The organism is Glutamicibacter sp. (genome assembly GCF_050701915.1).
Taxonomy (GTDB): domain Bacteria; phylum Actinomycetota; class Actinomycetes; order Actinomycetales; family Micrococcaceae; genus Glutamicibacter.
Map to the genome: position 1 here is coordinate 20,793 of NZ_JBOGEG010000022.1, position 12,458 is coordinate 33,250.

Sequence of the window (12,458 nt, forward strand, 5' to 3'; positions counted from 1 at the left end):
AACTTTTCAAGGATTACATCATGGCAAAACGCATTGACGTCAACGACCTGAACGTCTACTACTCCAAGTTCCTCGCCGTTGAAGGGGTCTCGATCAACATCGAGCCAAAGTCCGTCACCGCTTTCATCGGCCCATCGGGTTGCGGCAAGTCCACCTTCCTGCGCACCCTGAACCGCATGCACGAGGTCATCCCGGGCGGCCGCGTAGAGGGCCAGGTCCTGCTGGACGGCGACGACCTGTACGGCGCCGGCGTCGACCCGGTCACCGTGCGCAGCCAGATCGGCATGGTCTTCCAGCGTCCGAACCCGTTCCCGACCATGTCCATCAAGGACAACGTGCTCGCCGGAGTGAAGCTGAACGGCCAGCGGATTTCCAAGTCCGATGCCGATGCCCTGGTCGAGAAGTCGCTGCGCGGCGCCAACCTGTGGAACGAAGTCAAGGATCGCCTGGACAAGCCGGGCTCGGGACTCTCCGGCGGCCAGCAGCAGCGCCTGTGCATCGCCCGCACCATTGCGGTCAAGCCGGACGTGATCCTGATGGATGAGCCTTGCTCGGCATTGGACCCGATCTCCACCCTGGCTATCGAGGACCTGATCAACGAGCTGAAGAACGACTACACCGTAGTGATCGTGACCCACAATATGCAGCAGGCTGCACGCGTGAGCGACAAGACCGCGTTCTTCAACATTGCGGGCACCGGCAAGCCGGGCAAGCTCATCGAGTACAACGACACTGCAGCCATCTTCTCCAACCCGGAGCAGAAGGCCACCGAGGATTACGTCTCCGGACGCTTCGGATAAAGATTTCGGATACCGCCGCTCCTTGAGCCGGCGGTAGCCGGACCGGAAGGGGGGTCTTCCGGGGATCCTGGAGGGGATCACCGCCAGCGGCGCACCGATTGCGGTGCGCCGCTGCACTTTAACTATTCATGTAAAGCACACTTGACTGTAAAGTTAGCTTGTCAGTAAAGTGAGGTTTACATCAATAGGGATAGGGGACAACGATGGATTCAAAAGCAGTTGGCCAGAGCAAATGGGGCCGTTCGCGCTTTGGCGGATCATCAGCCCTGCTAATATTCTTGTCGCTGTCAGGGGGCCTCATGCTCTCCGCAGCCCTTGCGCTGGTTTGGTGGATGTTCGGAGCCGAAGCCGATCAGCAGCGCAGGATCCTGGCAGGAGTGGTCTTTGCGGTGTTGATGCTGCCTGCGGCTTCCGCCTTGTGCTGGGTATTCATGCTGGACAGGGATACTCTTGCCGGAGCCGTGAGCGATCCCGATTCATCTATCGAAGGAAAGTGGTACGAAAAGGCGGTTTTCGGCGCATTCCATGATCTGATCGCCATTTGCGGACTGGGGGCTTTGGCGTTGGGCATTCTGCGCATCGACGTTGATCCGGTGACGATGCTTGTCGGTGTCGTAGTGCTAGCCGCGGTGGACACGGTCGTGCGTTACCTGGTGATCAGGAAGGTGGAAGGCTAATGCGCAAGCGGGATTCCGAACTCCGCGCCTTTGCCTTGGGCCGTTCCCGCTTCGGCGGGGGACCCGTGCGGCAATTGCTCCTCGTCCTGGGAAGCGGCCTGCTTGCTGCGGCCGCGCTGAGCACCGCAATCAACCTGCTCGCCGACTTCCAAGAAGGGAAATGGGCTGCATGGACCAGCCTGGCGCTGGCCTTCTGGTTTCCCGCCTCCGCAATCTCATGGTTCTTCCTTGTTGACCGGAAGTCGCTGCCCAAGCCCGCAAGGAATCCCGGGCAAACGGTCGAACAGAACTGGCGCACACGCGCCCAGGCCGGCGTTTACCGGGACCTGGTCATCATTCTGGGGCTCGGCTGCGCGGTGCTCTCGTTGGTGTCACTGATCGCTGACCAGATGCTTTCCTGGCCGGTACCATTGGTCTTTGCGGGGTTGGTGTGGATCGCCCTGCTCGATTACACGATTAGGTACCAACTGATTAAGCGAGCCGAAAGCTAGTGGAGAACAATCTCAGTGAATACCGCAGGGAACGCGGGTTCTCCCAACAAGCATTGGCCGACCTGCTGGGAGTCTCGCGGCAAACCGTCATCTCGCTCGAAAAAGGCCGCTATGACCCGTCCCTGCCGCTGGCGTTCAAGCTCTCGGCGGTCTTCGGCTGCAAGATCGAAGACCTCTTCATTCCAGGCGAAGACTAGGCGTTGCCCAGCAGCGGGTGCACCGCCAGCGTGAGTATCGCGCCGCAGGCCACGCAGACGATCGGGGTCAGCACCCAGTGCAGCAGCACCTTGGTGACATTGCGCCACACCACCGATTCGAAAGCCTGGTTATTGCCGGCGCCGACGATGCCGCTGGTTACCGCCTGCGTGGTGGACAGCGGCAGGTGCAAGACGAGCGAGCCGAGGAACAGCATTGCCGCGGCCACGCCCTGGGCGATCATGCCGCGCAGCGGATCGAAGTTCACCAGCCGGCGGCCGAGCGTATAGGTGATGCGCCATCCGCCCAGCAGCACGCCAAGGCCCAGCGCCGTGCCCGCGGCCAGCTGGATGGCCCAGGTCATGGGCCCCGGGTCCATCGCATGGCCGGTGATCAGCACCAGTGCGATCATCGCGCCGGTGCGCTGGCCATCTTGCAGCCCGAGCCCCAGGGCCACGGCGCAGGCGGTGATGGCCTGGCCTGCGCGTGAGCCGTTGTTGACCGAGCGCGAGGAGTTGTGGCGCATCAGCCAGGTCGCCGGAATCACCAGCGCATAGGACAAGAGGTAGGCAATGACCGGGGTGACCAGCATGGGCAGCAGCACCGAGCCGAGCAGCAGCCCCCAGGCCCCGGACATCGACAGATCGCCCATGAAGGCCGAGGCGCCGCTGGCGCCCACCAAGCCGGAAAACAGCGCATGGGTGGAACTGACCGGCAGGCCGCGCCACCAGCAATACAGGCCCCACGCGCCGGCGGTCAGCAGGCCGCAGATCAGCAGCTTCAAGCCGACGACGCCGTCGGGGACGTTGAAGTTCAGCTTGTCCACCAGCGCCACGCTCAGCCCCGAGGTCGCCAGGGTGCCGAGGAAGGCGAATACCGCCGCCACAGAGACCGCAATGGCCGGGCGCAGCGCCCTGGTGCGGACTGAGGCCGCAACGGCCGTAGAAGCATCCCTGAAGCCGTTGAGCACGCCATAGCCCAGGGTGAGGACGATCGCGAATCCGGTGAGGACCGAAAGGATGGTCATATCCCCTAGGACTCCTTCACCAGCACGCGACCCAGGTGGTCGGCAAACTGGCGCAGGGTGTTGGCGGTGAGCATCAGGTGGTCTGCCACGCGCTGGTGGCGGTGGATGGTGCCTGGCTTGGCGAACTTCGCGATCTCATTGACCCACACCAGGTGGGTGCGAGCCGCGCGCTTGGAGAACTGCAGCATCTGCAGCCAGTTATCTTCCAGGTCATCGAGGTTGTGCAGGCGCTGGACCGAATCGGAGGCCAGCTCGGCCAGCTGAGAAATGAGTTCAAGCTGCTCCGAGGAACGCTCGGAAAGCGGGGTGGAGCCAACGGTCATGATCAGTTCGCCGGTGCCGCGCAGCTGCTCCATGGTTTCGTGCAGCAAGCGCGAGAGCGTGTACATGTCTTCGCGGGGAAGCGGGCTGATATAGCTGGTTCGCAGGTGCGTGAGCACCGCGTGCACCAGGTCGGATGCCTCGGCTTCCGCGGAGGCCAGATCCCGCAGCTGGTCCGCACGGGTATCGGGTGAGCCGATCATCTCGGCGACATTGGCAACGGAGGTGCGAATGGTCGTCGTCAACCCGCACAGCAACTCGATGCCACGCGAGGCGGAGGGAAAGATCTGGAACTTCACTTTACGGCGCACCATTCGATTCGACAGCTTTTGGTACCAACGCAGAACAGTTTACGACGTGGAAGTTAACACCGGGTATTTGATGGTGCCGGACCGGGAACGCCTCTCGGCGGAAGGCCGCTCGAAGCGGCAGAATTTTGGAGCCCGGGGTTACCAGCGGCCCGACACCGTTACCTAGTGTTCTCGCCCTACCGGGGTGCTGTCAACCGCAGGGCGGCGCTCGTGCGTTTTCTCACGCTAGCGGCGCACGCTCTTCTCCGCTCCGCTCAGGCAGAGCAGCGCGCAGCAGAACCAGATCGCGCCCGCCGGACCCAAGCCAGCGGCGACGGTACTTGAGATGATCGGCAAAGCTACTTGTCCGACCCGGTTTCCCATGAGCCGCACTGCCAATGCGGCACCGCGGTCCACCGCCGGCACCGAAGTGGAAATCATGGTCATGGTCATCGGCTGGCCCAGGCCCAGGAAGAAGCCGCCGACCAGCAACGCGGCCCCGGAAGCCCACAGTGAATCGATGAATACCGGGGCCAGCGCGATGGCTATGCCCGAAACGTACAAGCTGGTGACCAGCAGGTGGTTGCGTTCGAAGTGGGCCGAGAGCTTCGGGATGAACAGCCGCGAAACTACCGAAGCGAAACCCCGAATGGCCAAAAGCACACCAACATCCTCCGGTGTGACGCCATGTTTCTCCGCCACCAGAGGCAAAAAGGCTGTGAGGATGTCCAGCATGGCCAGCAGGGTCATCGAGGCGAACATGTGCGAAGCCATGCCCTTGACGCGCAAGACAGAGGGAATGGAGGCTTCGGACTTCGGCGGACGGGTATGCGGCGCCGTCTTGGAGATCCTCGGCTGCCAGCTCGGAAGCAGGAAGGGGACAGCTAGCAACGAGCACCCGGCCGCAATCCACAGCGACAGGCTGATATCGGCGATGCGCTCAGGGGAGGCGGCATCGGTACCGGAGCCGAGCACCAATCCGCCAATCAGCGGCCCGATGAATTGCCCAGCGGCATATGCGGCCGTGAACCAGCCGAATCCCTTGTCCAGATCGCTGTCGGGGAAGAATCGGGCAATGGAAGATTGCCCGCCAATGGTGAACATCAAGTGCCCGAGCCCGAGCACCGCACTTGCCAGCGCCACGGTCAAGGCATTCGGCGAGAAATTGATGCCGATGCCGCCAACGGCCAATAAGGCCACGCCGGCGACCATCAAGAACCGGATCCTGCGGATTCGCGAACTGACCCGGCCCAGCATCATCGCGGTGAACAGCGGAAGGATCGCATAGGCGGCGGTCACCACGCCGACGGTAAACGCGCCGGAGCCGAAGGAGATGAGCTTGTAGGTGGTTACCGGCCGGATGAGGTTCAGCGCCGTTTGGGAAAGCAGCGCCGTTGCGATCAGGATCAGCAACCAGCGTACGAGCCCTGAAGAGTTGGTCCTCGATGTGGCGCCCACACCCACCTGCCTAAAATTGAGGGGTAACTTCCTCAATCCATCCTAGAGGCGCGGGATCATGTTTCAGTCCAATGCGTCCTGGCGCCAAAGCCGGGCGCAGGCTTCCAGATCCGCGGCGGTACGCATCAGGGCCTTGGCCTGCTGCGTCAGCTTGGTTCCCCGATCGCTGCTGGAAAAATCCGCCGCATCGGCATGCTCGGTCATGCCCAAGGCCAATACCCGGCAATAGGCGGCGGTGCGTTCCAGGGCGTGGGCGAAGTCGCCGTTGAAGGCGCCGGAGAGAATCGACCCGGTCATCTTCTTCATTTCTTCGGCGGTCGGCGGCTCTGCCACCCCGGCGACAATGCGTTCTACCTGGGCGCGGTGGGCTCCGGCCTGGAAGCGTGCAGAATGCACTTCCGGCTTGCCCATGGTGGCGGCGCGTACCGCGTACAAGCGCCACAGCGCACCTGGCAGGGAGTGGGCGGGAGCCTCGCTCCACAACTGCGCGAGCACCTCCAGGCCCTCTTCTTCAGCAACCGCAATCAGCCGGCGTGAAACTTCGGGGTCGTCGTTGGCAATGCCGCGCTGCACGAAAGCCTGGGCGGACAAATGGGCTGCCTCGGATACGCGCGCGGGATCAGCGCCTCCCTCGTAAGGCTCGAAATCTGCCGGGGCGAAGGGTCGTGGTTTGTGATGGCGGAACCCCGCATCTTGGGCAACTTTTGATCCTGCACGTGCACCTCTCATGCGCTCCAGAATACTCGCTGATCCTGAGTTCTGCGCTAACAAGTGATTTAGCTTGCGAACCCCAAGATCCAGCGGAAATTACGGGCTGCGGATTTGCGGAATACTCCGATTAATACTCATGCCGGTCCATCAGGTAGTATGGATTTTGGCCTTGTGCCGTGCGCCTTTAGCTCAGCTGGTAGAGCACTGGACTTTTAATCCATTGGTCGCGGGTTCGATCCCCGCAGGGCGCACACAATGGAACCGGACCCGGCTTGCAAGCGCAAGCCGGGTCCGGTTTTTTCTGTGGTGCCGGGCACCGAGCGCCTGGACCCGTTGGCTGCGGTGGGCCGCGATCCTTGCGCTATTGCCGAATGCCAGCCTGCATTCGACCAGCCGCGGCGCATTCCGGAACCGGCCACGCTAGCTGTGCCGCCCCGCTATTAGAATCCGGCCTTGCGCCTTGGCCGGGGTCCAGGAGCTCGAAGCCTTGGGCCAGCGAAATGTCCAGCGGGTTGCCTTCGAGCTAGACGTAGGGCTGAAGGAACTTGATCATGCGTTCCATCACCAAGGCGCGAGCTTCTGGATCATGAGAGCGAAGCGAGCTGTCGGTGAACAGGTGCTGCTTGCCCGGGTAGGTGAAGAGCTGGGCCGCATCGCTGCCCTCTGCTTCAACGAAGCGCTGCGCTGCCTCCAGGTCGCCTTCCTTTGCGAAGAACGGGTCCTGGTCCATGCCATGGATCTGCACCGGGACATTTTCCGGCCAGGGCCCGAAGCTCCAGTCGGCGTCCAGATCCACGAAGGATTCCAGCAGAACCGCGGCGATGGCGCTGGGACGTTGCTGCGCGCACTGCTGGGCCAGGGCCGCGCCCCAAGAAGTGCCGATGTAGACCAGCTCTTCGGGCAGCTTGCCAAATAGCTTGTCGACGCGTTCCTGGATCTTGTCCGCGGTCATCTTGCTGGCCATGCGAATCCCGGCGTCGAAGTCCTTGGGCAGCTTGCCGGCATACAGATCCAGTGCGTGTACGGTGTGCCCAGCGGCGCGCAATTCTGCGGCCATCTCCTGCACCCCAGGGGTCAGGCCCTGGACGTGATGGAAAAGAACGATCGTAGCCATGGGTGCTCCTAGTGGTTTCTAGCGTTCGTCGACCAGGTTCTCGATGCGCTGCGGCAGGTGCTCAATGGCCATTTCCCAGCCGGGCATCTGGCTATTGATCTCCACGCTGTATCCCTCGACCAGCATGAATTCTGCGCAGGTGAGGATTTCCTGGCCGGAACCCGTTTCATAGATGAAGGCACGTTTGATGTCCTGCCAGAGCAGGGTTGCGGACTGGTCGATTACGAGGCCGCTCTTGACGACTTCGACGGTGCGCTGGGGGTAGGACATACTCAACTTGCTTTCGGGGTCCTTGGCGGTGTGCTTTGAACAAGTCTAAACCGGCAGCACACCGCCGTGGGGTTATCAAACTGGATTCGGGTAGGACTTCGTCAAGGTTCCCTGGGGACCGACTTCCAGCAAATAGTCCAGATCCAGCTGCGACAGGAAATGCTGATCGTGGCTGACTACCAGCAACGCACCCTTATAGGCACCCAGTGCTTCGCTGAGCTGGCGCACGCTGTCCATATCCAGATTATTGGTGGGCTCATCGAGGATGAGCAGTTGCGCCGCTGGTTCCGCCAGCAGCAGCGTCGCCAGGTAGACCCGGAAACGCTCGCCGCCGGAAAGCGCCGCCAATGGCCGGTCGGCGCTGGCCCCGCGCAGCAGCAACCGGGCAAGCATATTGCGCACGTCGTTCGCGGTTGCTGCCGGCGCCACCAATGCCACGTTCTGGATGGCGCTCAGTTCCCCGTCCAGTCCGTCCAGGCGCTGGGGCAAATACCCAACCCGGTCCAGGAAGAGCTTTCCGCCCAGTCCGGGGCCGGGAGCTTCGCCCGCGAGCATCTGCTGGAGCAGCGTGGTTTTCCCGGAACCGTTGGGGCCGACAAGGCCCACGCGTTCGGCTCCCTGGATGATGAACTGGTGATCCGCTGGACCTAGCGCCGCGACCTGCTTGCCCGAGGGCAGCCGGGGATCGGCCAGCTCGATGTTGATGTGCTCGGGCTGCCGAACCCGCTGATCGGCATCGTCGAGCCTGGCTTGGGCGGAATCGACCTTGCCATCCAGGTTGGAACGCATCTTCCCGGCGTTCGCCTCGGATTTCTGGCGAAGGTGGTTGGCCAGGATCTTCGGCATGCCTCCGGAAAGCTGCGTGGCCCGCCCCTTGCGTTTGGCCCGCGCCAATTTCGTTTCCGCTTCTACCCGTTGGCGCTTTTCCACTTTCAGGGACGCCTGGGCAGTTCTGGCTGTCTGCTCGGCTGCATGCTGTTGGGTTTCGAGCTGCTCGAGGTATGCGCTGTAGGGCCCTCCGAAAACGCTGAGCTTCCCGTCGTAAAGCTCCACCGTATGCTCCATGAGCTCGAGTAAATCAATATCGTGGCTGACCGCGACCAGAGTGCCCTTCCAGGCGCGAACCAGGTCGTAGAGCAATTCACGGGTAGGGCGATCGAGGTTATTCGTCGGCTCGTCGAGCAACGTGATGGGTGAATCGGCGATGCGCAAGCCGATCACTGCCAGCAGCATTGCTTCCCCGCCCGATAGCGTGGCTACCCTGCGGCCCAGATCCAGCCCGTCGAAGCCCATCGGCGCCAGTTCAGCTCGAACCCTGGCTTCCACATCCCAGTTCGTGCCCACCGCATCGAAATCCGCTGGATCGACACTGCCGGACTCGATAGCTTCCAAAGCCGCCAGGACCCGATGAACCCCCAGCAGCTGGGCGACGGTCGTGTCCTGTTCCAAAGCCAGCGTTTGCGGAAGGTAGCTCAGCGGTGCGTTTGTTTCTGCCGTCCCGCTGGTTGGGTGCAGCTGCCCGGCGATCAGCTTCAGCAACGTCGATTTGCCGCTGCCGTTGGCGCCGATCAACCCGGTCCGTCCGGAAGGAAACGTACCGTCCAGATTGGCCAGGGCGCTTTCTCCCGAGGGCCAGGAAAAGCTGAGGTTATTCAGGGTAATGGGTGGTGTCAAAGACATGCAGGTTCCTCCCGCGGATGCGAAGGGGCTGCCGGCTTGGGGGATCGCAGAATTGGCTCAACCTCGCAGGGGAGCCGGAAAAGAAAAGGATACCGAAGCCGGTAGCCGAAATGAACAAGATGCACCGGTCGGAATCGGTGCGGGGTCATCGGCTGGCTCAGTAGGTATCCATGCCAACGAGTGTAGCAGGGAGGGATTCGGGTGTTAACCCCTCAGTACAAGAAGACCGGGAGCCATTCCCGGTTGTGCGCGTGGACCAGCGCGAGGAACAGGACAAGGTCGAAGATCAGGTGCACGCTAACTACATAGGACAAGGACTTCGTCAGCTTGAAGGTATATCCCTGCAGCAGGGCGAAGGGGAAGGTCAGCAACGGCCCCCAGGATTGGTAGCCGATCTCCCACAGGAATGACGAGAAGATCACCGCTTGCAGGATGTTGGCCTGCCAGTCCGGGAAGTGCTGGCGCAGCAATGCGAATGCCGTGCAAATGAAGAACAGCTCGTCCCAGATGCCTACCGAATTAACTCCGAGGAAGAGCCGCCAGAAGATGGCTGGGTCCGAGGCGTCCGGCCAGTTCTGGTAGACACCGGTGCTGATCAGGTACACCGGGAGGATGAAGAAGCCCAACGCCACCACCCCCAGCAAGTACAGCTTCGCTGCCAGCGGCCACTTGCGGCCGGTATTCACCGGGAACTTGATGATCTGCTCGCGCAAGGCGAAGCGCGAGACCAGCCAGGGCAGCAGGGCTGCCGCGGCCAGCGCCGCGCCCATCAGCGCCATGTGGCCCAGGCCCAGATCGGCGTTGAGCGGAACCATGCTGATGATCACCAGCCCTGCCGCGATCAATGCCAGATGCCGAGCGAGCCTGCGCTGGATGACCGCTGCGCACAGCAGGCTCAGGCCCAGCAGGCTATAGCCCACCGGGTCATTGCCGGCGCCGAAGAGCAGCACTGCGGACCCCGAGAGCAAGGAGGCCGGCAGCAGCTTCCAGCTCATCGCGGAGCGGTGCGATTCGGTCGGGGTCTGGCTCACGGACACCAGCATGCCACCTGGGCGGGCAGAAAAACACCGTCCGGGTTCGCGGATCAGGCGCTTAAGGGATTTTGGCCCGCATCCACCAGTGGATGCGGGCCAAAAAGAGAACTCTGGGGAAGCGCTACTTCCAGGCGCGGTGGACGGCGACGATGCCACCGGTCAGGTTGCGGTATTCCACGTTCTTCCAGCCAACGTTGACGAACTTGGCACCCAGCTCGTCCTGGTCTGGCCAAGCTGCAATGGATTCAGCCAAGTAGGCGTAAGCGGTCGGGTTAGGGGAAACCAGGTAGCCCAGCGCAGGAATGGCGCGCGGCAGGAACTGCTTGTAGGCCACCTTGATCGGAGCGACGGTCGGAGTGGAGAACTCGGCGACGACGATGCGTCCGCCGGGCTTGGTCACGCGGCGCATTTCGGACAGGGCCTTCTCGGTGTCTGCGATATTGCGCAGCCCGTAGGAGATGGTCACTGCATCGAAGGTGTTGTCCTCGAATGGCAGGTCGGTTCCGTCTCCGTAGACGAAGTTCAGCTGCGGGTAGCGCTTGCGCCCCTCATCCAGCATGCCGTGGGACATGTCGCAGGCGGTGACGTCAGCGCCGGCTTCCGCGAGCGGCACCGAAGAGGTGCCGGTACCTGCGGCGAGGTCGAGAATGCGCTCGCCGGGCTTTGGCGCGATCGCTTCGGTGGTGATCTTGCGCCAGTAGTTCACGATGCCGCCGGTCATCAAGGTATTGAGCAAGTCGTAGCGAGGAGCCAGCTTGTCAAACATTTCCTGAACCTGATCGGCCTTCTTATCCAGGCCTGCGCGCGCATTCTGAGAACTCATGGGTCTAAGTCTTTCATATTTGCGCGCGCGAAGGCGCCGGATGTGGGGCGAATCGCCCTTAGAGAATCGATTCGAGCCGGGCGTAGCTGGCTTCCATTCCATCGGCCATTCCCGTGGCGAGCATCGCGTCGCGAGCGGCCTTGTCGCGATACGTGATCAACGTGGTTACCAAGGTGCCACCCGTGGTGCCGGTGAACGTCTGCTGGTTGACTGATCCGGGCACGCCGGAACCGAGAATTTCCTCCCCCCCTTCGAGCTGCTCGGTGCTGGATTCGTAGTGGCCCTCAACGCGTTCGAGGATCTTTCCGCTGAATCCGAACCCCTGGCCGCCATCCTCCGGGGCCCACCACAGCAGGTAGCTCTCGCCGATGCCGGAGGCCAGATCGCATTTGGTCATGCTCCAGCCATCGGGCCCGTATTGCCAACGCTTGACCAGGGCCGCGTCGTGGTGGGCGTCCCAGACCTGCTGGCGGGTGCCGCGAACCAGGCGGACGACGCGAACCTGCGTGTCGGAGACAAGTTCGGCCTCCGTGGCGAAGGTCTGGGAGTAGTTGCGCAGGTCGATGAGAACCTGTTCGATCTGGCTCATGGCCGAACGGGTGCCGTCGATCATGCCCATCGCTACAACCTGTTCCATATCTTCAGCCGAATCGAAGGCAGCGGTAATCGTCAGCTTTGTTCCCTCTGGCGTTGGATCGAAGGAAAAGACCATGCGGTTGACGGGCAGATCGGTGTTCGGCGTGCCATCGGGATGCGCAAAGCCGTCGGTGACCTCGAAGAACTTGTGCTCGACGACTTCATTCCATTCCCAGTAGCCGTGGAATTCTTCTCCTTCCGGAGAGGTCATGTGGTAGTTCGAGCGGCCGCCGGCAGCGGCATCGTGGCGGGTGAAAGTTGCTGGGTACTCGGCGGGTCCCCAGAACTTCTCAAGTTGCCGTGCATCCAGATAGGCATCCCAGAGCCTGGCAACCTTCACCGGGAATTCTGCGTGGACGGTCAGCGAGAGGGCTTCTGGATCTTTGACGATAGATGTGACGGGCATGGGAATGCTCCTTAGGTAGCCTCGTCGGCGAGGAAATCATCGAGCCGGCTGATGCGCTGGCGCCAGATCTCCTCTAGGGATGAGAGTAGTTCTTGTGCGTGCCGGATGGTGTCCGGCTGCCCGCGAACGATGCGCTCGCGGCCACGTGCGATTTTCCTGACCAGGCCTGCGGCTTCCAGGGCGGCAACGTGCTTCTGCACTGCGGCAAAAGACATGTCGTAGCTTGACGCCAGATCCGTAATGCTGACCTCGGCGTGGAGTGTCCGCCGCACGATGTCTCTTCGTGTGGCATCTGCCAAGGCGCGGAAGACCTTGTTCACCTGTTCTTCGCTCAACTCATATACAACCATTTGGTTGTACATTACTCCCTTCACTGCAACCAGTAAAGGGGAATCCGGGAAATGGCCGAAAATAATTTTCTAGTCAACTTGTCACCTACTTTTCGGCGTGAATTCAGATGATTTATCGCCTATTCGGGCTTGCTGGACAAGGAGGGCTCTTCTCAAGGCCCGACCCTTCGCCTAG

General features: G+C 61.9%; 16 protein-coding genes and 1 tRNA gene. 6 read left to right on the forward strand and 11 right to left on the reverse strand.

Annotated elements, in window-relative coordinates; translation table 11 throughout:
- The first annotated feature begins 20 nt into the window (after nucleotides 1-20).
- The 4 genes from pstB (at nucleotide 21) to ACRDT3_RS12935 (ending at nucleotide 2,165) form a co-directional block, all read left to right on the forward strand.
- A complete protein-coding gene (pstB, locus tag ACRDT3_RS12920; RefSeq protein WP_105659000.1) occupies nucleotides 21-800 on the forward strand; it encodes a phosphate ABC transporter ATP-binding protein PstB in 780 nt (259 codons plus the stop codon).
- 203 nt (nucleotides 801-1,003) lie between these two features.
- The gene (locus tag ACRDT3_RS12925) at nucleotides 1,004-1,477 is read left to right on the forward strand and encodes a hypothetical protein (RefSeq protein WP_431493363.1); all 474 of its coding nucleotides are present in this window, start codon (nucleotides 1,004-1,006) and stop codon (nucleotides 1,475-1,477) included.
- A complete protein-coding gene (locus ACRDT3_RS12930; RefSeq protein WP_431493364.1) occupies nucleotides 1,477-1,968 on the forward strand; it encodes a hypothetical protein in 492 nt (163 codons plus the stop codon). The genes ACRDT3_RS12925 and ACRDT3_RS12930 overlap by 1 nt, the downstream gene beginning before the upstream one ends.
- Nucleotides 1,968-2,165 carry a helix-turn-helix transcriptional regulator gene (locus ACRDT3_RS12935; protein ID WP_431493365.1) on the forward strand — a complete coding sequence of 66 codons (198 nt, stop codon included), beginning with the start codon at nucleotides 1,968-1,970 and terminating at the stop codon, nucleotides 2,163-2,165. Before ACRDT3_RS12930 ends, ACRDT3_RS12935 begins: the two co-directional genes overlap by 1 nt.
- Here ACRDT3_RS12935 and ACRDT3_RS12940 read toward each other — a convergent pair.
- From ACRDT3_RS12940 to ACRDT3_RS12955, 4 genes are all read right to left on the reverse strand, one after another.
- On the reverse strand, nucleotides 2,162-3,190 hold the full coding sequence (locus tag ACRDT3_RS12940; protein WP_431493366.1) for an inorganic phosphate transporter: 1,029 nt from the start codon (nucleotides 3,188-3,190) through the stop codon (nucleotides 2,162-2,164). The genes ACRDT3_RS12935 and ACRDT3_RS12940 overlap by 4 nt on opposite strands.
- A gap of 5 nt (nucleotides 3,191-3,195) precedes the next feature.
- On the reverse strand, nucleotides 3,196-3,810 hold the full coding sequence (locus ACRDT3_RS12945) for a hypothetical protein (protein ID WP_286134404.1): 615 nt from the start codon (nucleotides 3,808-3,810) through the stop codon (nucleotides 3,196-3,198).
- A gap of 237 nt (nucleotides 3,811-4,047) precedes the next feature.
- The gene (locus ACRDT3_RS12950; RefSeq protein ID WP_431493367.1) at nucleotides 4,048-5,259 is read right to left on the reverse strand and encodes an MFS transporter; all 1,212 of its coding nucleotides are present in this window, start codon (nucleotides 5,257-5,259) and stop codon (nucleotides 4,048-4,050) included.
- 63 nt (nucleotides 5,260-5,322) lie between these two features.
- A complete protein-coding gene (locus ACRDT3_RS12955; RefSeq protein WP_431493368.1) occupies nucleotides 5,323-5,988 on the reverse strand; it encodes a hypothetical protein in 666 nt (221 codons plus the stop codon).
- A 160-nt stretch (nucleotides 5,989-6,148) separates the two neighbouring features.
- Here ACRDT3_RS12955 and ACRDT3_RS12960 point away from each other — a divergent pair.
- Together ACRDT3_RS12960 and ACRDT3_RS12965 are read left to right on the forward strand one after the other, a co-directional pair.
- Nucleotides 6,149-6,221: transfer RNA gene (locus tag ACRDT3_RS12960), tRNA-Lys, on the forward strand.
- A 4-nt stretch (nucleotides 6,222-6,225) separates the two neighbouring features.
- Nucleotides 6,226-6,414 carry a hypothetical protein gene (locus tag ACRDT3_RS12965; RefSeq protein ID WP_431493369.1) on the forward strand — a complete coding sequence of 63 codons (189 nt, stop codon included), beginning with the start codon at nucleotides 6,226-6,228 and terminating at the stop codon, nucleotides 6,412-6,414.
- Nucleotides 6,415-6,493: 79 nt separating this feature from the next.
- Here ACRDT3_RS12965 and ACRDT3_RS12970 read toward each other — a convergent pair whose 3' ends face one another.
- From ACRDT3_RS12970 to ACRDT3_RS13000, 7 genes are all read right to left on the reverse strand, one after another.
- Nucleotides 6,494-7,084, reverse strand: a complete 591-nt coding sequence (locus ACRDT3_RS12970) for a dienelactone hydrolase family protein (RefSeq protein WP_431493370.1) — start codon at nucleotides 7,082-7,084, stop codon at nucleotides 6,494-6,496.
- Between the two features lie 18 nt (nucleotides 7,085-7,102).
- On the reverse strand, nucleotides 7,103-7,354 hold the full coding sequence (locus ACRDT3_RS12975) for a hypothetical protein (RefSeq protein ID WP_431493371.1): 252 nt from the start codon (nucleotides 7,352-7,354) through the stop codon (nucleotides 7,103-7,105).
- 75 nt (nucleotides 7,355-7,429) lie between these two features.
- Nucleotides 7,430-9,034 carry an ABC-F family ATP-binding cassette domain-containing protein gene (locus ACRDT3_RS12980; RefSeq protein WP_431493372.1) on the reverse strand — a complete coding sequence of 535 codons (1,605 nt, stop codon included), beginning with the start codon at nucleotides 9,032-9,034 and terminating at the stop codon, nucleotides 7,430-7,432.
- Nucleotides 9,035-9,246: 212 nt separating this feature from the next.
- Nucleotides 9,247-10,029 (reverse strand): CPBP family intramembrane glutamic endopeptidase, encoded by a 783-nt coding sequence (locus ACRDT3_RS12985; protein WP_431493399.1) that lies wholly within the window; start codon nucleotides 10,027-10,029, stop codon nucleotides 9,247-9,249.
- Nucleotides 10,030-10,189: 160 nt separating this feature from the next.
- On the reverse strand, nucleotides 10,190-10,891 hold the full coding sequence (locus ACRDT3_RS12990; RefSeq protein WP_431493373.1) for a demethylmenaquinone methyltransferase: 702 nt from the start codon (nucleotides 10,889-10,891) through the stop codon (nucleotides 10,190-10,192).
- Nucleotides 10,892-10,949: 58 nt separating this feature from the next.
- Nucleotides 10,950-11,933 (reverse strand): SRPBCC family protein, encoded by a 984-nt coding sequence (locus tag ACRDT3_RS12995; protein ID WP_431493374.1) that lies wholly within the window; start codon nucleotides 11,931-11,933, stop codon nucleotides 10,950-10,952.
- Between the two features lie 11 nt (nucleotides 11,934-11,944).
- A complete protein-coding gene (locus tag ACRDT3_RS13000; protein ID WP_431493375.1) occupies nucleotides 11,945-12,295 on the reverse strand; it encodes an ArsR/SmtB family transcription factor in 351 nt (116 codons plus the stop codon).
- Between the last annotated feature and the right edge of the window lie 163 nt (nucleotides 12,296-12,458).